21 protein-coding genes are annotated in these 21,564 nt (G+C 63.2%); 7 read left to right on the plus strand and 14 right to left on the minus strand.

Going from position 1 to position 21,564, the window contains the following annotated elements:
• Positions 1–59: 59 nt before the first annotated feature.
• A complete protein-coding gene (gene pncB, locus NKI41_RS07975) occupies positions 60–1,364 on the minus strand; it encodes a nicotinate phosphoribosyltransferase (protein WP_352472380.1) in 1,305 nt (434 codons plus the stop codon).
• Between the two features lie 192 nt (positions 1,365–1,556).
• Positions 1,557–2,531, minus strand: a complete 975-nt coding sequence (gene gcvA, locus NKI41_RS07980; RefSeq protein WP_023676980.1) for a transcriptional regulator GcvA — start codon at positions 2,529–2,531, stop codon at positions 1,557–1,559.
• Positions 2,532–2,714: 183 nt separating this feature from the next.
• On the opposite strand from gcvA (NKI41_RS07980), the gene speB reads away from it, so the two are divergent.
• The 4 genes from speB (at position 2,715) to NKI41_RS08000 (ending at position 6,036) form a co-directional block, all read left to right on the plus strand.
• Positions 2,715–3,776 (plus strand): agmatinase, encoded by a 1,062-nt coding sequence (gene speB / locus NKI41_RS07985; protein WP_352449470.1) that lies wholly within the window; start codon positions 2,715–2,717, stop codon positions 3,774–3,776.
• 131 nt (positions 3,777–3,907) lie between these two features.
• Positions 3,908–4,717, plus strand: a complete 810-nt coding sequence (locus NKI41_RS07990) for a transporter substrate-binding domain-containing protein (protein WP_352682319.1) — start codon at positions 3,908–3,910, stop codon at positions 4,715–4,717.
• 6 nt (positions 4,718–4,723) lie between these two features.
• Entirely contained in the window at positions 4,724–5,392 is a 669-nt protein-coding gene (locus NKI41_RS07995) for an amino acid ABC transporter permease (RefSeq protein ID WP_292662374.1), read from the plus strand.
• Positions 5,389–6,036: an amino acid ABC transporter permease gene (locus tag NKI41_RS08000; RefSeq protein ID WP_352539924.1), complete on the plus strand. Its 648-nt coding sequence runs from the start codon at positions 5,389–5,391 to the stop codon at positions 6,034–6,036. The genes NKI41_RS07995 and NKI41_RS08000 overlap by 4 nt, the downstream gene beginning before the upstream one ends.
• A gap of 16 nt (positions 6,037–6,052) precedes the next feature.
• On the opposite strand, the gene NKI41_RS08005 is transcribed toward NKI41_RS08000, so the two are convergent.
• A complete protein-coding gene (locus NKI41_RS08005; protein ID WP_352682321.1) occupies positions 6,053–7,456 on the minus strand; it encodes an MATE family efflux transporter in 1,404 nt (467 codons plus the stop codon).
• 232 nt (positions 7,457–7,688) lie between these two features.
• On the opposite strand from NKI41_RS08005, the gene NKI41_RS08010 reads away from it, so the two are divergent.
• Positions 7,689–8,270: a histidine phosphatase family protein gene (locus NKI41_RS08010; protein ID WP_352682424.1), complete on the plus strand. Its 582-nt coding sequence runs from the start codon at positions 7,689–7,691 to the stop codon at positions 8,268–8,270.
• Between the two features lie 14 nt (positions 8,271–8,284).
• On the opposite strand, the gene NKI41_RS08015 is transcribed toward NKI41_RS08010, so the two are convergent.
• From NKI41_RS08015 to gcvA (NKI41_RS08055), 9 genes are all read right to left on the minus strand, one after another.
• Positions 8,285–9,871: an FGGY-family carbohydrate kinase gene (locus NKI41_RS08015; protein WP_352682323.1), complete on the minus strand. Its 1,587-nt coding sequence runs from the start codon at positions 9,869–9,871 to the stop codon at positions 8,285–8,287.
• Positions 9,868–10,551 carry an HAD family hydrolase gene (locus tag NKI41_RS08020; protein ID WP_352455927.1) on the minus strand — a complete coding sequence of 228 codons (684 nt, stop codon included), beginning with the start codon at positions 10,549–10,551 and terminating at the stop codon, positions 9,868–9,870. The genes NKI41_RS08015 and NKI41_RS08020 overlap by 4 nt, the downstream gene beginning before the upstream one ends.
• 15 nt (positions 10,552–10,566) lie before the next feature.
• A complete protein-coding gene (locus NKI41_RS08025; protein ID WP_352682325.1) occupies positions 10,567–12,045 on the minus strand; it encodes a mannitol dehydrogenase family protein in 1,479 nt (492 codons plus the stop codon).
• Positions 12,046–12,115: 70 nt separating this feature from the next.
• On the minus strand, positions 12,116–12,886 hold the full coding sequence (locus NKI41_RS08030; protein ID WP_352449477.1) for an L-iditol 2-dehydrogenase: 771 nt from the start codon (positions 12,884–12,886) through the stop codon (positions 12,116–12,118).
• The gene (locus tag NKI41_RS08035; RefSeq protein WP_023676991.1) at positions 12,883–13,887 is read right to left on the minus strand and encodes an ABC transporter ATP-binding protein; all 1,005 of its coding nucleotides are present in this window, start codon (positions 13,885–13,887) and stop codon (positions 12,883–12,885) included. The genes NKI41_RS08030 and NKI41_RS08035 overlap by 4 nt, the downstream gene beginning before the upstream one ends.
• 51 nt (positions 13,888–13,938) lie before the next feature.
• The gene (locus NKI41_RS08040) at positions 13,939–14,763 is read right to left on the minus strand and encodes a carbohydrate ABC transporter permease (protein ID WP_023676992.1); all 825 of its coding nucleotides are present in this window, start codon (positions 14,761–14,763) and stop codon (positions 13,939–13,941) included.
• A 208-nt stretch (positions 14,764–14,971) separates the two neighbouring features.
• Entirely contained in the window at positions 14,972–15,844 is an 873-nt protein-coding gene (locus NKI41_RS08045) for a carbohydrate ABC transporter permease (RefSeq protein WP_031195183.1), read from the minus strand.
• Between the two features lie 114 nt (positions 15,845–15,958).
• On the minus strand, positions 15,959–17,269 hold the full coding sequence (locus NKI41_RS08050; protein ID WP_352449478.1) for an ABC transporter substrate-binding protein: 1,311 nt from the start codon (positions 17,267–17,269) through the stop codon (positions 15,959–15,961).
• Between the two features lie 214 nt (positions 17,270–17,483).
• A complete protein-coding gene (gene gcvA, locus NKI41_RS08055) occupies positions 17,484–18,395 on the minus strand; it encodes a transcriptional regulator GcvA (RefSeq protein ID WP_352682328.1) in 912 nt (303 codons plus the stop codon).
• 110 nt (positions 18,396–18,505) lie between these two features.
• Here gcvA (NKI41_RS08055) and NKI41_RS08060 point away from each other — a divergent pair, with 110 nt between their 5' ends.
• Positions 18,506–18,691 (plus strand): hypothetical protein, encoded by a 186-nt coding sequence (locus tag NKI41_RS08060; protein ID WP_023676996.1) that lies wholly within the window; start codon positions 18,506–18,508, stop codon positions 18,689–18,691.
• Positions 18,692–18,766: 75 nt separating this feature from the next.
• Here NKI41_RS08060 and NKI41_RS08065 read toward each other — a convergent pair whose 3' ends face one another.
• Positions 18,767–19,726 carry a sugar-binding transcriptional regulator gene (locus NKI41_RS08065; RefSeq protein ID WP_352682330.1) on the minus strand — a complete coding sequence of 320 codons (960 nt, stop codon included), beginning with the start codon at positions 19,724–19,726 and terminating at the stop codon, positions 18,767–18,769.
• A gap of 360 nt (positions 19,727–20,086) precedes the next feature.
• Here NKI41_RS08065 and NKI41_RS08070 point away from each other — a divergent pair, with 360 nt between their 5' ends.
• A complete protein-coding gene (locus tag NKI41_RS08070; protein ID WP_352682332.1) occupies positions 20,087–20,719 on the plus strand; it encodes an HAD family hydrolase in 633 nt (210 codons plus the stop codon).
• Positions 20,720–20,741: 22 nt separating this feature from the next.
• Here the strand turns inward: NKI41_RS08070 and NKI41_RS08075 are convergent, their stop codons facing one another.
• Positions 20,742–21,509 (minus strand): class II aldolase and adducin N-terminal domain-containing protein, encoded by a 768-nt coding sequence (locus NKI41_RS08075; protein WP_352682334.1) that lies wholly within the window; start codon positions 21,507–21,509, stop codon positions 20,742–20,744.
• Positions 21,510–21,564 lie beyond the last annotated feature (55 nt).

The following is a 21,564-nucleotide window of genomic DNA, read 5'->3' on the forward strand; positions in this document are numbered from 1 at the left end:
TGTCCGGCAGGACAGAGGGGGGCGCGAAGGAACTCATACTACGCAAGAGTTCCCCTACTTCACACCTTCACCAACTGCTCCACGCGGTCCTTCTGGCCGAAGATGCGCAAATAGCGCTCGATCTCTTTCTCGTCGCCTGTCGACTTGGCCGGATTGTCGGAAAGCTTGACCGCCGGCCTGCCGTTGGCTTCGGTGACCTTGCAGACCAGCGAGATGGCGTCTAGCCGGTTGGTCTCGGTCGGCGCGCAGCCCTCGAAATCGTTGGTCAGGTTGGTGCCCCAGCCGAAGGACATGCGCACCTTGCCGCGGAAATGGCGATAGGTTTCCTCGATGGTCTCGACCTCCAGCCCATCCGAGAAGATGAGCAGCTTCTGCTTGGGGTCCTTGCCCTTTTCGCGCCACCAGGAAATGATTTTCTCGCCGCCTTCGATCGGCGGCGCGCTGTCGGGGCGGAAGCCGGTCCAGTCGGCGACCCAGTCCGGTGCATCGCGCAGGAACGCCGCGGTGCCGAAGGTGTCCGGCAGTACGATCAGCAGGTTGCCGCCGTAGTAGCGCTGCCAGTCCTGCAGCACGTTGTAGGGCGACCGTTTCAATTCCTTTTCCGAATTGGTGAGCGCGGCGAACACCATCGGCAGCTCATGCGCGTTGGTGCCGAGCGCCTCGAGATCGTTGTCCATGGCGAGCAGCACGTTGGAGGTGCCAGTGAAGGCCTCGCCGATGCCCTCCTTCAACGCTTCGACGCACCAGCGCTGCCACAGGAAAGAATGACGGCGGCGGGTGCCGAAATCCGAGATGCGGATGCCGGGCAGCGCCTTCAGCCGCTCGGTCTTGGCCCACATCTTGGCCTTGGCGCGGGCATAGAGCACGTCGAGCGCGAACGGCCCGAACGCCCGCATGGCCGCGCGAGATCGAAGTTCATTGATAATTGCCAGCGCCGGGATCTCCCACAGCGTCGTGTACATCCACGGACCGCTGAAGGCGAGTTCGTATTGGCCGTCGCGCTTGGAAAGCTCGTATTCGGGCAGCCGGAAATTTTCCAGCCAGGCGAGGAATTCCGGTTCGAATATCTGCTTGCGGCCATAGAAGGTGTTGCCGCCGAGCCAGATCATCTCTTTCTTAGAGAAGCGCAAGGTGCGGGCATGGTCGAGCTGCTCGCGCAGCTCCGTCTCATCGATCTCCTCGGCAAGGCGGACCGAGGTGGTGCGGTTGATCAGCGAGAAGGTGGCGTCGACCTTGGGATACATGCCCCAGATCATCTGCAGCATCAGAAGCTTGTAGAAATCGGTGTCGAGCAAGCTGCGGACGATCGGGTCGAGCTTCCAGGTGTGATTGTAGACGCGCCGCGCTATATCGGTCTTTGCCATCGCTTAATGCGCCTTCGTTGCTCGCTCTAGCTTTTGTCTAGCGCAATTCCGGACGGAAAACCGCTGCGCACTTTTCCTGGAATTGCTCCAAATGCCTCTTAGCATCGAATTTTTGAACGCGCCTCCCGCTTTGCGGGCTGGCCCGACAAAAAGAAGCCCCTGCTGCAAGCGGCGCCTACGGCAGTTTCGGCCTCAGGATGCGGTCTTGGCGCCGACCACCTTGAGCGCCGGACGCTTGCGGCGAATGCCGATGCGGCCTGCCACCGGTGCGTCAGCGCGGCGGTCGGCCTGTTCTTTCTCGGCAAACAGCCAGTCGATGAACAATTGCACGATCGGCGCCGACCGCATCTCGTTGCGGCAGACGACGTAGAAATCGTCGACGGCCGGCACGGAAAGACTGAACGGGGCGACAAGCAGGCCCCTGGCGAGCAGTCCGCTTGCCGTCACCGTATCGCCGAGCGCCACGCCATGGCCGTGAACCGCGGCCTCGGTCGCCATCCGCGCATCGCCGAGATGATGGCGACGGCCGCGCTCGAGGTCCAGCGCGTCGGCGGCGGCCAGCCAGGTATGCCATTCGCGGCCGTCGTCGCCATGCAGGAAGACGTGATCGGCGAGGTCGCGGACGGTGCGGATCGGGCGGTTGTTGATCAGCGTCGGGCTGACCACCGGGAACAGTTCGAGGCCCGACCATTTGCGCATCCAGCAGTCGGTCCAGCTGCCGTCACCATAGTGCACGCAGACATCGATGTGCGGTGCGCGGACGTCCTTGGCATCATTGGATGGGATCAGCGTCAGCCTGATATCCGGATATTGCGAGGTGAAGCTGCCCAGCCGCGGGATCATCCACAGCAACAGTAGCGCCGGCACGCAGGATACAGAGAGAACGCCGGTGCTGGCCGGTCTCGTCATGCGCTGCGTGGCGGCGGCAATGCCGTCGAAGGCGGTCGACACCGCCGGCAGCAACTCGGCGCCGTGCGGCGTCAGCTTCACCCGCTGACCGGCACGCTCGAACAGCTTGACACCCAACGATTGCTCGAGCGCCTTGATCTGATGGCTGATGGCGCCGTGGGTGACGTTGAGCTCAGCCGCCGCCTTGCTCAGCGAGGCGTGGCGCGCCGTCGCCTCGAAGGCGCGCAGCGGGTTGAGCGGTGGCAAACGCTTGGCCATTTGGACCCTAGGCTCTGTGAGATTTTCTCACAGATAACACGCTAACAATATCAATTGATTTTTCAATGCAGCTACGGGACACTTTGCCCAGGCATTGCATCAAGACGTGAAATCTGCAGGCAGCCGGCGGCTGCGGCTATCGAGGCCGCCGCCCGCGCGCCGCACCAGCCATGGAGGACCGACATGGGTTACGACCGCGGCAAGCTCGAAGCGTTGCGCCGCAAATACGGCGAGAGCCATGGCGGCGAAATGTTCGACCCGAAATTCCAGCGTGTCGCCGACAAGATCTTCTCCAAGACCGGCACGCGACTGGCGCCCTATTCCGGCATCCCGACCTTCCTCGCGGCGCCCTATCGTGAAATCGCCGCCGACAATCCGGATTTCGGCGATCTGCAGGTGGCGATGATCGGTGTGCCGATGGATCTGGGCGTCACCAACCGGCCGGGCGCCCGTTTCGGGCCAAGGGCGTTGCGCGCCATCGAGCGCATCGGCCCCTACAATCATGTTTTGGAATGCGCACCGACGCATGAGCTGAAGGTCGCCGACATCGGCGACGTGCCGTTCCAGAGCCGCTACCGGCTGGAGACCAGCCATGACGACATCGAACGCCGCACCAACCAGATCGTCGACGCCGGCGTCCTGCCCTTGTCTGTCGGCGGCGACCATTCGATCAGCCACCCGATCCTGAAGGCGGTCGGCAAGAAGGCGCCGGTGGGCATGATCCATATCGACGCTCATTGCGATACCAGCGGCCTGTTCGACATGACCAAGTTCCACCATGGCGGGCCGTTCCGCAACGCGGTGCTGGACGGCGTGCTCGACCCGAGCCGCACCATCCAGATCGGCATTCGCGGCTCGGCCGAATATCTGTGGGAGTTCACCTATGAGTCCGGCATGACCGTCGTGCATGCCGAAGAGGTGACCGGCCTCGGCATTCCCGCCATTATCGAGAAGGCGCGCAGGATAGTCGGCGACGGCCCGACCTATGTCTCCTTCGACATTGACAGCATCGATCCGGCCTTCGCGCCGGGCACCGGCACACCGGAAGTCGGCGGGCTGACGACGCGCGAAGTGCTCGAGCTGCTGCGCGGCCTGAAGGGACTCAACATCGTCGGCGGCGACGTGGTCGAGGTGGCACCGCAGTACGACGCGACCACCAACACGGCGCACGCCGGCGCGCAGGTGCTGTTCGAGATCCTCAGCCTGATGGTCTTCAGCCCGGCAATCACCGGCAAGGCGGGCTGACACGCTCGACCATGATCCCGAAAGTGGGAACCGGTTTTCGGAGAAGATCATGGTAGAGAATCCAAGGGCGACCGCCGCGCTGGAGCCGGCGGTTGCACTCAAACAAACAAGCTTCCAGCAGGGGAATGACAATGACACTTCACATGAAACTCAAATCGTCCATCGCCGCCGTGCTGATGCTCGGCGCGACGGGTCTTGCTTTCACCATCCAGGCCGCCAATGCCGACGCGATCGATGACATAGCCAAGGCCGGCGCCATCAATGTCGGCATCTTTTCCGACTTCCCGCCCTTTTCCTCGGCCAGCGCCGACATGAGCATCAAGGGCTACGACATCGACGTGGCGCAATCCATCGCCGACCAGCTCAAGGTCAAGCTCAATCTGGTCAGCGTGACCGGCCAGAACCGCATTCCGTACCTGACCGACAAGCGCGTCGACCTGCTGATGAGCGTCGGCTACTCCAAGGAGCGAGAGCAGGTGATCGATTTCGCCGCCGCCTACGCACCCTACTACATCGCCGTCATCGGCCCGGCAGCACTCTCGGTCAAAGGCAAGGAAGACCTTGCCAACAAGTCGATCGCCGTCAATCGCGGCACGCTGGAGGACACCTCGCTGACCGAGGCGGCACCCGCCTCGGCCGACATCCGCCGTTTCGACAACTATAATTCCGTCATCCAGGCGTTCATCTCGGGCCAGACCCAACTGATGGTGGTCGGCAACGATGTCGGCGCCCAGGTGCTCGCCCGGCAGGAGGAACTGAAGCCGGAGCAGAAATTCCAGCTTCTTACCTCGCCCTCGCATATCGGCCTCAACAAGAAGGAAGACCGCCTCAAGCAAGCGGTCAACGATGCGGTCGCCAAGATGCTGGCCGACGGCAAACTGGACGAAAGCTCGAAGGCCTGGCTGAAGACACCGCTCGATCCCGCCAATCTCAAGGATTGATCGCCGGTGACGTATAGCCTCGACTTCGGCTGGCTTGCCGGGGCGACAGGGGCGATCGCGCGCGGCGCGGCCACGACGATCCTGTTGATCGCCGTGACCACGCTGGCGGGAACGTTGCTCAGCATCCTCGGCGCGGCAGGGCGGCGGAACGGTCCGCTGCTGCTCAAGCGGGCGATCGGCGTCTATGTCGAGGTGATCCGCAACACGCCGTTCCTGGTGCAGCTGTTCTTCATCTTCTTCGGGCTGCCCAGCATCGGCGTCAGGCTCGATCCGGTGTTGGCAGCCATGTTGGCGATGACGCTCAACATGGCCGCCTATACGATCGAGATCGTTGGCGCCGGGCTCGACGCGGTGCCGCCCGGGCAGACGGAAGCGGCACTGGCGCTTGGGCTCAGGCCGCGCCAGGTCTTCATCAAGATCGTGCTGCCGCAGGCGCTCAAGGTGATCTATCCGGCGCTGACCAGCCAGATCGTCATCATGATGCTGGAATCCGCCGTGGTATCGCAGATCGCCGTTCGCGAGCTGACCTATGAAGCCGACATGCTGCAGGCGCGCACGTTCCGGGCTTTCGAGACCTATTTCGTCGTGACGATGGTCTATCTCATCCTGTCGATTGGGCTGCGCCGGCTGCTGGTCGGCGGCGGGCGCCGGCTTCTCGGAGCCGGCGTGTCATGATCGAATTCACCTTCTGGGACATTCTGCGCAACCTGCTGCTGGCGGCGCGCTGGACGGTGCTCTTGTCGCTGGCCGCGTTTGTCGGCGGGGCCGTGGTCGGCATGATCGTGCTGTTCTTCCGGATCGCCAAGAATAAATGGGCGCGCCGGTTTGCCTCCGGCTACATCGCGCTTTTCCAGGGCACGCCGCTGCTGATGCAGCTCTTCCTGATGTTCTTCGGCTTGCCGATGCTGGGCCTGCGCATCGAGCCGTGGACCGCGGCGGTGCTTGGCCTGACCTTCTTCGCCAGCGCCTATCTCGCCGAGATCTGGCGCGGCGGCGTCGATGCGCTGCCGCGCGGCCAGTGGGACGCCGGCGCCAGCCTCGGCCTGCACTATCTGCATGAACTCCGGCTGATCATCCTGCCGCAGGCGTTTTCGATCACCCGCGCACCGACCGTCGGCTTCCTGGTGCAGCTGATCAAGTCGACCGCGCTGACCTCGATCATCGGTTTCGAGGAGCTGGTGAGGACATCCAACGCGATCAACAATGCGACCTTCGAACCGTTCAAAGTCTATGGGCTGGTAGCGTTGATCTTCTTCGTCATGTGCTTTCCGCTGACGCAATACGCACGTTCGCTCGAGCAGCGGGCGGCGGCCCGCTGAGCGGGCGACCAGCAATTCAACGCCCGAATACCAGCGGCGGCGCGATCCTGTCACGCCGCAGCCAGCGCACCAGCAGGAGTGCCGCAACCACCGCCAGTCCCGACGACAGGCCGATCCAGATGCCGACGCCGTTGAAGCCGAAACGAAAGGCCAGCAGCACGCCGAGCGGCAGCCCGATGCCCCAATAGCCGATCGCGGCATAGATCATCGGCACCTTGGTGTCGTGCAGGCCGCGCAGCATGCCGCTGGCGACCGCCTGCGCACCGTCAAAAACCTGGAACAGCGCAGCAAAGGCGAGGAACGAGACGGCAAGCGCCACCACCTCGGCATTAGCCGGATTGCCCAGATCGATGAAGGCGCCGATCAAGAGATGCGGCCACAGGATCATCACTAGCCCCATCAGCGCCATGAAGGAGACACCGACGACATAGGCGGTCCAGCCAGCCCGGCTGACACCTTCCGGATTGCCGGCGCCGTGGGCAAGTCCGACGCGCACCGTCACCGCCTGGTTGAGGCCGAGCGGCACCATGAAGGTGATCGAGGCGATCTGGATGGCGATCGCATGGGCGGCAAGCGAAGCCGCATCGATCAGGCCCATGAGAAAGGCGGCCGCGTTGAAGATCGTCACCTCGAACGCCAGCAGGCCGGCGATCGGCAGGCCGAGCCGCAGCAGGCCCTTGAAGCGCGGCCAGTCGGCGCGCCAGAAGCGTCCGAACAGACGATAGCGCCGGAACTTCTTCTCAAGCATCACCACCATCGCCATGCCGGCGAACATCAGCGTGCTGGACAGAGTGGTGGCAAGGCCGGAGCCGGCGATGCCCATCGAAGGGATGCCGAGATTGCCGAACATGAACAGCCAGTTGAAGAAGGCATTGCAGGCGACGGCAACGAAAACGATGATCAGTGCCCAGCCCGGCAGCTCCAGCGCCGAAATGAACGAGCGCAGGACGATGTAGCCGAAAAAGGGCAGCACCGCCCATTCGAGCCAGCGCAGATAGATGCCGGCCTGGTGCGCCAACGCCGGTTCCTGACCCATGGCCAGCAACACGCTCTCGCCGTGCCAGAGAAGGGCCCATATCGGAATGCAAATGAGGATCGCCAGCCACAGACCCTGGCGCACGGTGCGGCGCAGGTCGCGCACCGAGTGCCGACGGCGGCCGAGCTCGGTCGCCATCATCGGCGAGGTCGCCAGCATCAGGCCGAGCCCGAAGATGAGCGGCATGAAGTAGAGGTTGGCACCAAGCGCACCACTGGCCAGCGTGTCCGGCCCCAGCCGTCCCATCATCATGACGTCGGTAGCGGTCATCGCGGTCTGGCCGAGATTGGTCAGCACCATCGGCCAGGCGAGCGCCAGCATCGCCCTGATTTCCCGACGCCAAAGGTTTTCCGGCGCGCGAGCGTCGGCTTCGATCGCAGACATTCTAGTTTTCCGCCTATCCGATTGCGGCACGTCGGCAAGAGCCGGAAGCCGCGTCTCAGCGCGGAAACGGCCATGATCGGCCGGATTCCGCATTACGGCGAGTTTGTCTATGAAATAGGCACCGGTGGCAAGAGGCTGACTTGCGGAAGGGTTAAGCCAGTCAGCTCCATGCAGGCTGTTGGAGAGGCTATGGAAGCCGCTATGGTCGCGGCAGATCCATTTGAAAGGCAGCCTGATGAGCACGTTTCCCGAAATCTATCTGGTTCGGCATGGCGAGACGGAATGGAGTGCGTCCGGAAAACATACCGGCCGAACCGACATACCGCTGACGCCGGCCGGCGAGGAAGCGGCAAGGCGGATCGCTGAGCGGCTCAAGGGCCTCTCCGTCTCGGCGGTGTGGTCGAGCCCGTCGCAGCGCGCCTTCAACACCTGTGCGCTGGCCGGCTTCGGCTCGTCAGGCGTGAAGAAGGACGATCTGGCGGAGTGGGATTATGGTGCCTATGAGGGATTGACCACCAAGCAAATCCTCGCCGAGCGCCCCGGCTGGCGTCTTTTTCGCGACGGCTGCCCGAGCGGCGAGTCCGCCACGGATGTCGGCTCGAGGGCGGACCGGATCGTCAGCCGGTTGCGCGAGGTCGGCAGCAATGTCCTGGTCTTCTCAAGCTCGCATTTCCTTAGAGTGCTGGCCGCACGCTGGCTCGGCCTGCCGCCGCAAGCCGGCGCGTTTTTCGTGCTGGATACCGCCAGCATAAGCGTGCTCGGTTATGAGCACGACCTTGACGAGCCGGTCATCCGGCGCTGGAACCAGAGATAGCAACCGATCCCGATTTATCGGATCGTGTCCAGCGCCTGCCTTTGCCTGTGCATTTCGAGAAACACGCGGTAGTCGCGATCGAACCGGCCGGCGGCAGCCGGATTGGGCTCTCGCGTCCTGCCGCCCTGTTGCATGGCGACGCAGGCAGCGTTCAAATCGGGAAAAAGCCTGGCCGCGGTGGCGGCAATCATGCCGGTGCCGAGCAGCACCGCCTCGTCCGCCAGCGGCTCGACCACCGTGCAGCCGGTGGCATCGGCATAGAGCTCCATCAACAGCGGGTTCTTGGTGTGGCCGCCGGTGACGTGCAGCGTGTCGATGAGATAGCCGTTCTCGTTCAGCGCTTCCAGCACATGACGGACGCCAAGCGCGATGCTGACGGCGGTGCGCCAGTAGAGTTTGCACAGACTGTCGAAGGAGGCATCCAGCGTCAGCCCGCTGATGACGCCGACGGCATGCGGGTCGGCGAGCGGCGAGCGGTTGCCGTGAAAATCGGGCAGTACGTGCAGCCTTGCGGCGAGGTTGTCGCCCTCGGCGGCGCGCAGCTCGGCGACGCGGTGGGCAATCCTGGCATGCATGGCGGCATCCGGCTCGCCGCCGGCGCCATGCCAGCGGATGATGTGGTCGAGCAGCGCGCCGGTGGCCGACTGGCCACCTTCCGACAGCCACAGGCCGGGAAGGGCTGCGCCATAATATGGGCCCCAGACACCGGCGAAAGGCTGCGGATCGGGCGACATCGCCATGACGCAACTCGACGTACCGGCAATCAGGGCCAGATGGCGGCCGATGTTCGTCGCGTCACCGGCGAAACCGCCGAGCACGCCAAGTGCGCCGGCATAGGCATCGATGACGCCGGCGCCGACCCGGCATTTTTCGGTGAGGCCAAGCTCCGTCGCGGCTTGCGCGCCGAGCGGGCCGATATCGGCACCGACCGGGCTTGCCTTTTCCGGCAGGTTGCCGTGCTCAAAGATATCGCCGAGCCCGACGGCTTCGAAGAAGTCGCGCCGCCAGCCGGTCGCTTCATGGGCTAGATAGGTCCATTTGGCGGTCAGCGTGCATTGTGAACGGGAGAGCGAGCCGCTTGCCTTCCAGGTGAGGAAGTCGGTGAGGTCGAATAGATAGCCGGCTTCGTTCCATATTCCGGGCAGGTTGCGCTTCAGCCACATCAGCTTCGGCGTCTCCATTTCCGGCGACATGACGCCGCCGATATAGTCGAGCACAGCGTGGCCGCTTTCAGTGCATTCGTCGGCCTCGGCAATTGCGCGATGGTCGAGCCAGACAATGGTGTCCCAGCGCCTTTCACCAGTGACGGACACGCTGAGCTGGCCGCCATGCCGGTCTCGCACCACCAGCGAGCAGGTGGCATCAAAGGAGATGCCGACGATATCCTCGGCCCGCACGCCCGCCTTTTCGCGGGCAGCGCGGACGGCCATGCACACCGCCGACCATATATCCTGCGAATCGTGCTCGGCATGGTCGGCCTTCGGCTGTTGCATGGCGATCGGGTGCTCGGCGCGGCCGAGCAAGGCGCCACCGGTGTCGAGAATGCCGGCACGGGCGCTTCCGGTGCCGACATCGACCGCGCAAACGAAACTGTTCGTCAAGGTGTTCTTGCTCTCGCTCCCAGGCCTGCAATCAGATCGGGCAATTGCAGCATGTCAGCGAATATAAAGTCCGGCTCACTCGACGCAAGCCGCGCTTTCAATGCCGGGTTGCCGGTGTGCGAGCCGCCGGTGAAGGCAAGGACGCGCATGCCGGCCGCCCGCGCCGCTTCGATGCCGGCCGGGCTGTCCTCGACGACGAGGCAGTTTCGCGGGGCCGCTCTCATTTTATCTGCTGCATGGAGAAAGAGATCGGGCGCCGGTTTGCCCCGCGCCACCATGGCGGCGCTGAACAAATGCGGCTCCAGCAGCCCAAGCAACCCGGTGACGTCGAGCGCATAGCGGATGCGTTCCAGGGTGCCGGAGGAGGCGACGCAGCACGGTACGCCGAGCCTTGGCAGGACCTGTGCGATACCTGGCATCGGTTTCAGCTCCTCGCGGAATCTGCGCATCAGTTCGGAGCGCATCTCGGTCAGATGCTGGTCGGTGAGATCGAGCCCGAAGTCGCTTGCGAGGATTTCGCGGACGCTCTTCATGCTCTTGCCGAGGAAGTGCTCGTAGGCAATGTCCTCGCTGACGTTGCCGCCGGCAAGCGCGATCATCTCCAGCAATGCCGAGACGGACAGCATCTCACTGTCCACCAGCACGCCGTCACAGTCGAAAATGACCAGTTCAGGCGTCATCGCGCTGGATCGGCTTCAGAAGTCGCCGGCGAGATAGCGCGTCAGTGTCGCGCGCGCGCCGTCCGCCCACAGCAGTCTCAGCGCTTGGCCGAAGGCTTCAGCGAACGGCGGCGAGCGGCCGACATCGCCATAGATGTCCTCCATGGCAAGCCAGGCGGCAGGCATGTCCCTGGCCGCCTTGGCCGTCGCCTGCAACCGGCCCCAGTTCGGGTCGTTGGGCTCGGTGACGGCACCGGAATCCGTCGTGCCGAAGCAGTAGCGACACCAGAGCGCCGATTCCAGCGCAAGGCCGGTGACACTTTTGCCAGCCTTCAGCCGGTCGGTGATGGTCGGGATGATGAATTTCGGCTGGCGGTTGGAGCCGTCGAGGCAAAGCCGGCGTATGGTGTCGCCGATCTTCGGATTGGAGAAGCGGTGCTCGATGAGCTGGTAGTAATCTTCGAGGTCGGTGTCCGGAACCGGCGGCACGGTCGGGATGATTTCGTCATGCTCGAGCTTGTCGAGGAAGCCGCGTACCAGCGGCTCCTGCATCGCCTCATGGACGAAATGGATGTCCATCAGCCCGGCCGGATAGGCGATGGTCGCATGGCCGCCATTGAGGATGCGGATCTTCATCAGCTCATAGGGCGCGACGTCGCTGACGAACTGCACGCCGACCTTTTCCAGCGGCGGGCGGCCGTCGGTGAAACGGTCCTCCAGCACCCATTGCTTGAACGGTTCGCAAAACACCGGCCAATTGTCGTCGAGGCCGAACTCACTGGAGAGAATGCCGCGCTCGCGGTCGGTGGTGGCCGGCGTGATGCGGTCGACCATGCCATTGGGAAACGCAACGTTCTCGTTCACCCAGTTTGCCAAACCTTCGTCGATCAGCCGCGCAAGGCCGATGACGCCATCTGAGGTGACGTGGCCGTTATGGGGGATGTTGTCGCAGGACATGATTGTGAAGGGCACGATACCGTCGGCGCGGCGGCGCAGCAGCCCGGCGAGGACCAGGCCGAAGACGGTCTTCGGCGTCGCCCCCGGCTCAGCGTCGGCAACGATGTCGGGATGTGTCGGATTGAAGACGCCGGATGCCGGATCGATGAAATAGCCGCCCTCGGTTATGGTCAGGGAGACGATCTTGATCGCCGGATCGGCAAGCCGCTCGACGATTGCGGCCGCATCGCCCGGCACCAGGAAGTCGATCATGACGCCGGTGACGCGCGCGCTCATATGGCCGCTGTCCTGCTCGACCACGGTGGTCAGCCAGTCCTGCTCCTGCAACTTGCCGCGGCCGACCTTCTCGCCTTCGAAGACGCCGGCGCCGACAATGGCCCAGTCGTGGCCGACACCCGAATTGAACAGGTCGTCGAGATAGACGGCCTGGTGCGAGCGATGGAAATTGCCGACGCCGAAATGCACGATGCCGGCCTTGAGCGCGGCGCGATCGTATTTCGGGCCGGCGACCTTGGGCGGCAGCTTGGCGAGGATGGAAGAAGAGAGTTTCACGGTCATCTGCTTTACCCTTTAGCGGGACGGCTCTTCCCCCCGTGGAGGAGACGAGGGGAAGAGCGCCTTCGCCCCCTCAACTCATCCACTGGCCGCCATCGACATTATAGGTCTGGGCGACGATGTACTCGGCCTCATCGCTGGCCAGGAACACCGCCATGCCGGTGAGGTCTTGCGCCGTGCCCATGCGGCCATAAGGCACGGCTTCGCCGACCAGCCTCTTCTTCTCGCCCCTCGGCCGGTTCTCGAACTTGGCGAACAAGGCATCGACATGGTCCCAATGCTCGCCGTCGACGACGCCCGGTGCTATCGCGTTGACATTGATGCGGTGTTTGATCAGGTCGAGCCCTGCCGACTGGGTGAGCGAGATGACCGCGGCCTTGGTGGCGCAGTAGACGGCAACCACCGCCTCGCCGCGGCGCCCGGCCTGGCTTGCCATATTGATGATCTTGCCGCCCTTGCCGCGGGCAATCATAGAACGTGCGGCGGCCTGCAACGTAAACAGCGTGCCGGCGACGTTGACCGAAAACAATTTGTCGTAGCTTGTCTTGGTGATCTCGACGATCGGCGCCAAGTCGAACAAAGCAGCGTTGTTGATCAAGATATCGAGGCCGCCGGCCCTGGCTTCGACCGCCTTGACGGCCTCATCGATAGACGCGAGATCGGTGACGTCGAGCTTTACCGCGTAGGCATTGCGGCCGATTTCCGAAGCCGTCTTCTCGGCGGCTTCGAGATTGATGTCGCCAATCGCGACCGTCGCCCCTTCGCGCATGTAGGCTTCGGCAAACGCCCTGCCGATGCCGCGCGCCGATCCGGTAATCAGCGCCGATTTACCCCGGAGCCTCATTGCAGCATCGCCTTCCCGTCGGCGCCGAAACGATGCAGCTTGGCCTTTTCCGGCGTCAGGTAGATCGTGTCGCCGTGATGGGCGGCCAACTCGCCGTCGGCACGCACCGTCAGCTGCCCGACACCATCCGCCTGGACGTGCAAAAACGTGTCGGAGCCGAGATGCTCGGCAACCCCGACCGTCGCCTTCCAGTCGCCTGACGTCTTCGAAATGTTCATATGCTCCGGGCGAATGCCGACTGTCTTGGCGCCATATTTGGCGGCCGGCGCGCCTTCGATCAGGTTCATCTTCGGCGAACCTATGAAGCCGGCGACGAACAGATTCTTCGGCGTCTTATAGAGCTCCATCGGCGAGCCGACCTGCTCGATATTGCCGGCATTGAGCACGACGATCTTGTCGGCCATGGTCATCGCCTCGATCTGGTCGTGGGTGACGTAGACCATGGTGGTCTTGAGCTGGTGATGCAGCTCGCTGATCTCCAGCCGCATGGTGCCGCGCAGCGCCGCGTCGAGATTGGACAAAGGCTCGTCGAACAGGAAGGCCGACGGCTGGCGCACGATGGCGCGGCCGATGGCGACGCGCTGCCGCTGGCCGCCGGAGAGCTGGCCGGGGCGGCGGTCGAGGTAGTTGGTGAGGTTCAGGATCCGCGCAGCGTCCTTCACCTTCTTGTCGATGGTCGCCTGGTCCTCGCCCGCCATCTTCAGCGGGAAGGCGATGTTCTTGGCCACCGTCATGTGCGGGTAGAGCGCATAGGACTGGAACACCATAGCCAGCTTGCGCTTGGCCGGCGCCTCGCCGGTGACGTCGCGACCATCGATGATGATGGTGCCGCCGCTGGTATCCTCGAGGCCGGCGATCAGACGCAACAGGGTGGATTTGCCGCAGCCCGACGGGCCGACGAAGACGACGAACTCTCCGTCCTCGATGACCAGATCGAGGCCGGGGATGATGGACGTCGCCCCGAAGGATTTGGAGACGTTCTTGAGCGTGATGTTTCCCATGGTTTCCTCCCCCGAAGGGCTATCTTTTCGTTTTGCGTCAGGCAATGCCCGCTACTTTACCGCGCCGAATGTCAGGCCTCGAACCAACTGCTTCTGGCTGAACCAGCCCATGATCAGGATCGGCGCGATCGCCAGCGTCGAGGCGGCCGAAAGCTTGGCCCAGAACAGCCCCTGCGGGCTGGAGAAGGAGCTGATGAAAGCGGTGAGCGGCGCGGCCTCGGTGGTGGTCAGCCGGATCGTCCAGAACGCCTCGTTCCAGGCGAGAATGATGTTGAGCAGCATGGTCGAGGCGATGCCGGGGACCGCCATCGGCGTCAGCACGTAGATTATCTCGTTCCAGAGCGATGCGCCGTCCATGCGCGCCGCTTCCAGGATCTCGCCCGGTATCTCGCGAAAATAGGTGTAAAGCATCCAGACCACGATCGGCAGGTTGATCAGCATCAGCATGACCATCAGGCCGATGCGGCTGTCGAGCAGACCGGTATCGCGGAAGATCAGATAGATCGGAAACAGAACGGCGACGGCCGGCATCATCTTGGTGGAAAGCATCCACATCAGGATGTCCTTGGTGCGTTTGCCCGGCGAAAACGCCATCGACCATGCCGCCGGTATGGCGACGAGCAGAGCCAGGATGGTCGAGCCGACCGACAGGAACACCGAGTTCAGGAAGAATTTGAAATAGCCGTTCTGCGCCTGGACCTCGGAATAGCTCTCCGTGGTTCCCGACGGGAACAGGTTGAAGCCCTGGATAGCCTCCTGCTCCGACTTGAACGAGGTGATGATCGTATAGAGGATCGGGAAGAAGATCAGCAGCGCGACGATCCAGGCGGCCGCGGTAGCAATCGTCTTGTGCTGGGTGGTGACTGCACGTGCCATGGTCAGGTCCTCCCTATCGGCGATGTTGGCGGAAGGGTCGACCCCCACTCCGGTTTGCTGCGCAAACCACCTCTCCCCCCGATCGACGGGGTAGAGGAAGAGCGCGGTTTCGATGCAGGCCTTTCCTCTACCCCGGGCAGGGGGAGAGCTGTCCCGCGCAGCGGGACGGAGTGGGGGTGGTTCAGCGCACGTGCCATCTTATCCTCCCTTATTTATCCAGGTTCTTGCCGACGGCGCGCATGGCGAAGAAGGCAACGATGTTGGCGAGAATGACGGCAATGATGCCGCCGGCGGACGCCTGGCCGATTTTGAACTCCAGCAATGCCTTCTGATAGACGAGGAAGGGCAGGTTGGTGGAGGCGTAACCCGGGCCGCCATTGGTGGTAACGAGGATCTCGGCATAGACCGACAGCAGGAAGATCGTCTGGATCAGGATGACGACGGTTATGGCGCGCGACATATGAGGCAGCGTCAAATAGATGAAGCGGCTGATGAAGCCGGCGCCGTCCATTTCGGCGGCTTCCTTCTGCTCGCCGTCGAGCGACTGAAGCGCGGTCAACAGGATCAGCGTAGCAAACGGCAGCCATTGCCAGGCAACGATGATGATGATCGCCAGGAGCGGGTGCTGCCCGAACCAATCGATCGGCTGCCCGCCGAAAAAGCGCGCAATATCGGCGAAAACCCCGTACTGCGGATGCATGATCATGTTCTTCCAGACCAGTGCTGCCACCGGTGGCATGACGAAGAACGGCGAGATGACAAGGATGCGGACGATGCCCTGTCCCCACATCGGCTGATCGAGCAGAAGGGCGAGCAGAATACCGCCGATCACCGTGATCAAAAGCACGCTGACGACGATGGTGAGCGTGTTGAGGATCGACTGCAGGAATGCCGGGTTGGAATAGAACAGCGCGTAGTTCGAAAACCCGACGAAGCCGTCGCGCATTGGATTGAGCGGGTTGTATTGCTGGAAGGAAAACCACAGCGTGAATGCCAGCGGCACAATCATCCAGACCAGCAGCAGCACCACGGATGGCGCCATCATGAAACGGGCAAGCGAACGGGTCTGCTGAGTAGCCATGACGGTCACCCTTCGAGGTCGGCCAAGTTTTTCAGCGGTGTGAAAGCTGGCCGCCCGAACTGGGATTCGGGCGGCCGTTGCCGGTCGCCATTGGCAACCGGCACCGGGAGGAGCTTACTTGATGTAACCGCCCTCGGTCATCGTCGCGGTGGCGGCGTCCTGCGCCTGCTTCAAGGCATCGTCGACGCTCGACTGGCCGGCAAGTGCCGCCGAGAAGAGCTGGCCGACGGTGGTGCCGAGACCCTGGAACTCAGGAATGGCGACGAACTGGACGCCGACATAAGGCACCGGCTTGACGGTTGGGTGCGTCGGATCGGCGGAGTTGATCGAGTCCAGCGTCATCTTGGCGAAAGGTGCTGCCTTCTGGTATTCGGGATTGGCATAGAGCGACGAGCGCGTTCCCGGCGGAACGTTGGCCCAGCCTTCCTTCGAGGCGACGAGCTCGGCATAGTGCTTGCTGGTTGCCCAGGATACGAACTTTTGAGCGGCGTCGGCCTTCTGCGTGCCGGCGGGGATGGCTAGCGACCATGCCCACAGCCAGTTGCCGCGCTTGCCGAGGCCATTGTCCGGCGCCAGCGCATAGCCGACCTTGTCGGCGACGGTGGAGTTCTTCGGGTCGGAAACGAAGGAGGCAGCGACGGTAGCGTCGATCCACATGCCGCATTTGCCCTGCTGGAACAACGCAAGGTTTTCGTTGAAGCCGTTGGACGACGCGCCCTCGGGGCCGTCGGCCTTCATCAGGTCGACATAGAACTGCAGCGTGTTCTTCCATTCGGGCTGGTCGAATTGCGGCTTCCAGTTCTCGTCGAACCAGCGCGCGCCGAATGAGTTCGACATGGCGGTCAGGAAGGCCATGTTCTCGCCCCAGCCGGCCTTGCCGCGCAGGCAGACGCCGTTCACGCCGTTGGCGCGGTCGGTCATCTTGTCGGCGGCCTGCTTGATGAAGTCCCAGGTCGGTGCATCGGGCATCTTGAGCCCGGCCTTGTCCATCAGGTCCTTGCGGTACATGACGAAGGAGCTTTCGCCGTAGAACGGGGCTGCGTAGAGCTTGCCGTCGACCGACAGGCCGCCGGCTATGGCCGGGATGATGTCCTTGACGTCGTAATCGTCGCCGAGCTTGTCGAGCGGCAAAAGCCAGTTCTGCTTGGCCCAGATCGGCACTTCATAGGTGCCGATGGTCATCACGTCGTACTGGCCACCCTTGGTGGCGATGTCGGTGGTGACGCGCTCGCGCAGAACGTTTTCTTCGAGCGTAACCCACTGCAGCTGAATGTCGGGATTTTTGGCGGTAAAGTCGTCGGTCAGCTTCTGCATGCGGACCATGTCGCCATTGTTGACCGTGGCGATGGTGATGGATTCGGCATGCGCGGCGAAAGCGAGGGCGCTGGCCGAGAACAGGCCTAGGGTGAACGTGCGAAGTTTCATCAAAATTCCTCCCATAAACCAAGATGAGCATTTGCCTTGGCTGTGAGCAATTACTCACTTGCGATGAATTATGTCAAGTCGGATTCGTTGCTGCAGCGCAGCACGCCGGGTCTCGTGCAGCGGCAAGCCTGGGACGGTTGCGGCATGCCTGACGAAGGATTCGGCCGGGCTGATTGGGCCCGGCGCTTTGCTATCGGGCTTGCTGGGATTCAGCCTACTGGCAAGCGATCTCGCTCAGGATCCAATCGCGGAAGGCGCGGATTTTCGGCACGTTGCGTCGTGCCGTCGGATAGACCAGCCAATAGGCGTGGCCGTCGTCACCGACCAGATCAAAGGGCTGGATCAGGCGGCCGTCGGCAAGTTCGGTCTTGAACAGCGCCTTGGTAACGATCGCCACGCCGTGGCCGGCAATCGCGGCATTGGCCTCGTAGGCCTGCGCGCCCATGCTGGTGCCGGGACGCTTGGCCAGTTCCTCGACCGGCAGGCCGGCGGAGGCAAACCAGTCCCGCCACCAGATGTCACCCGGGTCGAGGATCGGCAGCCGCAGCAGGTCGGCCGGCTCCTTGACGCCGCCGATGCTTGCCGCGAGCTTTGGACTAAGGACCGGCGTGAAATCGGCCCTGAAAAGCATATGGGTCTCGACGCCCGGCCAGTTGCCGCCGCCGGAGCGGATGGCGATGTCGATATCCTCTCTGGCAAAGTCGACAACCCTGTTCGAAGTATCGACGCGCACCGCCAGCGACGGATGCGCGACCTGGAATGAACCGAGATGCTGCGCCAGCCAGTTGGAGGCAAATGTCAGCAGCGTCGAAACGCAAAGCAAGCCGTCGGCGCCGGTGCGCGCGGCGGCATAGGCGCCGCTCAACAGCGCGAACGCCTCGCTGACCGCGGGCGCCAGGCGCTGGCCGGGTTCGGTCAGCACGATCTGTTTTGGCTGGCGCAAGAATAGGGGCGCGCCGATGCGCTCCTCCAGAAGCTTGATCTGATAGCTTGCCGCCGCCTGCGTCATGCCAAGCTCCTGGGCGGCCTTGGTGAACGAGAGATGCCGCGCCACCGCCTCGAACACCCGGATCGCCTGAAGCGGAGGAAGCTGCGAAACCAGCTGTCGTGAATTGAGCTCCGGCATAAGCCCTCCTTATGGGCAGTGATCGACGTTTGATTGGCGGCACCGGCCGGTCCTACCGATATTCCGTATTGAAGATCAATTACGCCTAGAGATAGCGAAGGCTGACGATCATGACCACAATACAGGAAAAGCTGCTTCTTGCTCCAGCCCATGGCTGGTTTTCACAGTTGGCGCGGGGATTGGCAAGGCACGCGGCGCGGAAACGGGCCTATCTCGACGTCCGGGAGCTGCCGCCGCATCTGCAGCGCGACATGGGCTTTCTCGACGGCAACGATCCTTGCGGCCGGCACCAGTAGTGCCGCTCGTTTTATCGGGGCTTCAGGGGCGTTTCGATTTCCCATGATCGTTTCCGACCGCCAGCGGCTCGGAGATCATGCGCCCGCCAGCAAGGCGGCGGCGGTCCGCTCATCGGTGATGAGGCCATTGACCAGCCGCCGGTTGACGGCGGCGAAGATGCCCGGCAGCTTGCGGTCGCCCATGGCAAGCGCGATCACCAGCGACTTTTCGCGCGACGGCAGCGGTGCCGACGACACCCGATCATTGGTGATGCCCTCGATCATGCGGCCGTCTCGATCGAATACCCAGCCGACGATCTCGGCGACGCCGCCGGCCTTCTGCAGCGCCTTTAATTCACCCTCCGAAATGAAGCCGTCCTCGTAAAGCGGCGCCTTCGGGCCGAGATCGCCGATGCCGACAAAGGTGACGTCGGCCTCGGCCGCAAGCGCCAGCGTCGGCTGGATCATCGGCTGGCTGAGCAGCATCTCGCGCTCCTCGGGCGAGGAAGCGATGACCGGCAAAGGCATCGGAAACGAACGCGCCTTGACCCTGTCGGCCATGGTGAAGATGACGTTGTAGAAGGCCGCCGAGCCGTCCGGCGAGATGTTGCCGGTGAGCGATACCACCTTGTGCTGCGGGCATTCCATCGGCGGCAGTTGCTCGATCGCGGCCTTCAGCGTGCGGCCGGTGCCGATCGCCATGACGATCGGCACCCGCGACCGCAGCCGCCGTTCGATCTCGGCCGCCGCCGCCTCGGCGACGCCGATGACGGTGGAGGAAGAAGAAGGGTCGCTCGGCACCACCTCGACCAGATCGAGCGCAAAGCGCGACTTCAGCCGTGCCGCAAGGTCGAGGCAATTGGCGATCGGATGGTCGACGCGCACCTTGATCAGCCCTTCAGAGACTGCGAGCGACACCAGGCGCTGCGCCGTCTGCCGCGAGATGCCAAGCGTGGCGGCGATCTGGTCCTGGGTGTTGCCTGCGACATAATAGAGCCAGCCGGCACGCGCCGCGTCGTCCAGCCTGTTGCCGCCGCTGTCCTGCCGCGAATTCAAGTTCCTGCCTCCCAACCCCGCCGAGCATAAGAGGCGGAGCGCAGTAGTTTCGCAGGGAATGAACTTGTGCGCAATTGCCTATTGTAAGAGCAATTGCCTAGTGGTGAAACTTGGTGTTTGGAGCGAAGTGACAAGTCGACCCAGTCTCGTTGCAACAGCAAGGCTGTCGAGGTTGCACCAATCCCGGTTCTAAAGCGCGTTGCGTTCGATCGGCCTCATGCGACACGTTTTAGGTTGCTTTTTATGCATGTCGTCATCGCAAAACCGCTGCACACTTTGCGCGACATGGATTAGCGGGGACGCGGCGGTTTATCTCGTGCGCTAAACGCTTTAAGGAATTTTTTGAGAATGGAGCCTTGCATGACGCCGAAAGCGGTTTTCTGGGATATGGACGGCACGCTGGTCGACAGCGAGCCGCTGCACGAGGCGGCGCTGATTGCGGCGCTGCACAGCGTCGGCATCGCGCCGCCGGCCGACCTGCATGAGCGCGTGCTCGGCATCGCCGCATGGCCGGTCTACGAAATGCTGCGCGACGAATTCGGCCTCGACCTGCCTTTCGACGACTGGATTGTGCGCAAATACGATCACTACCTGCCGATGGCCGAAACGCTGACGCCACGCACCGGCGCGATCGAGATTTTCAATGAGCTGCGCGCGCTTGGCGTGCCGCAAGCGGTGGTGTCCAACTCGGACAGACTGATCGTCGATGCCAATCTGCGCGCCGTAGGCCTCGTATATCCCGGCATGAAGACGGTCAGCCGCAACGACGTGCGTGAAGGCAAGCCGCATGCCGAACCTTTCCTGCGCGCCGCCTGGTTGGCCGACGTCGATCCCGCCGAGGCCGTGGCGGTCGACGACAGCGTGACCGGCGCCTCGGCGGGGCTGGCAGCTGGGATGAAGACGATCTTCTGGCCAGAGGTGCCCATGGAGGGGCCGCCGGGGGCGATTGTCATCAACAGCGCCGCTGAATTGCGGGCCGAACTCGGGCTTTAAGCCAGCCCCGGCGGGACCGCCCTCAACTCCGGTAGGCAGGCTCCTGCTCGTCGAGGATCGCCTTCAGTTCGGAAAGGTGGCGCTCGGCCTGGCCGGGATAGTCTTCCTGTTCCCTTGCCGCTTTCTCCGCGATCTCATCCGACAGTACCCGCAGCGGCCGACCTGTCCACAGCGCCTTGATATAGGTTTCGGCGGCGCGCTCGAAATAGAACATGCGGTTGAAGGTGTCGGCGACGCTGTCGCCGATGACCAGCACGCCATGGTTGCCCATCACCATCACCTTGACCTTCGGGTCGACAAGCAACTGGGAGCAGCGCTCGCCCTCTTCCTCGAAGGCCAGCCCGCCATAATGAGCGTCGACGACATGGCGGTTGAAGAAGATCGCCGAGTTCTGGTCGACCGGCGGCAGCGTCGAGTCGGCGAGCGAGGCAAGCACGGTGGCGTGGATCGAGTGGACATGCATGACGCAGCGCGCATGACGCACGTTGCGATGGATGGCACCATGCAGGCCCCACGCCGTCGGGTCGGGCGCATTCGGGCCGATAAGCGTGTCGGGATCATTGGCGTCGATCAAAAGCAGATCGCTCGCCTTGATGCGCGAGAAATGCACCTGGTTGGGGTTCATCAGGAATTGCGAGCCATCGTCGTTGACCGCCAGCGAAAAATGATTGGCCACCGCCTCGTGCATGTTGAGCCGCGCCGTCCAGCGGAAGGCGCAAGCGAGATCGACGCGCTCCTCATAGAACGCCAGGTTGGTCAGCACTTCCTTCTGCAGGCGCGTGATGCTCATCGTAAACCTCCGTGAAAGAAGCAAGGATGCCGCGCGGCTGGAACACGCGCAACCG

This window comes from Mesorhizobium sp. M0601, from assembly GCF_040320845.1.
In the GTDB taxonomy this organism is placed as follows: Bacteria; Pseudomonadota; Alphaproteobacteria; order Rhizobiales; family Rhizobiaceae; genus Mesorhizobium.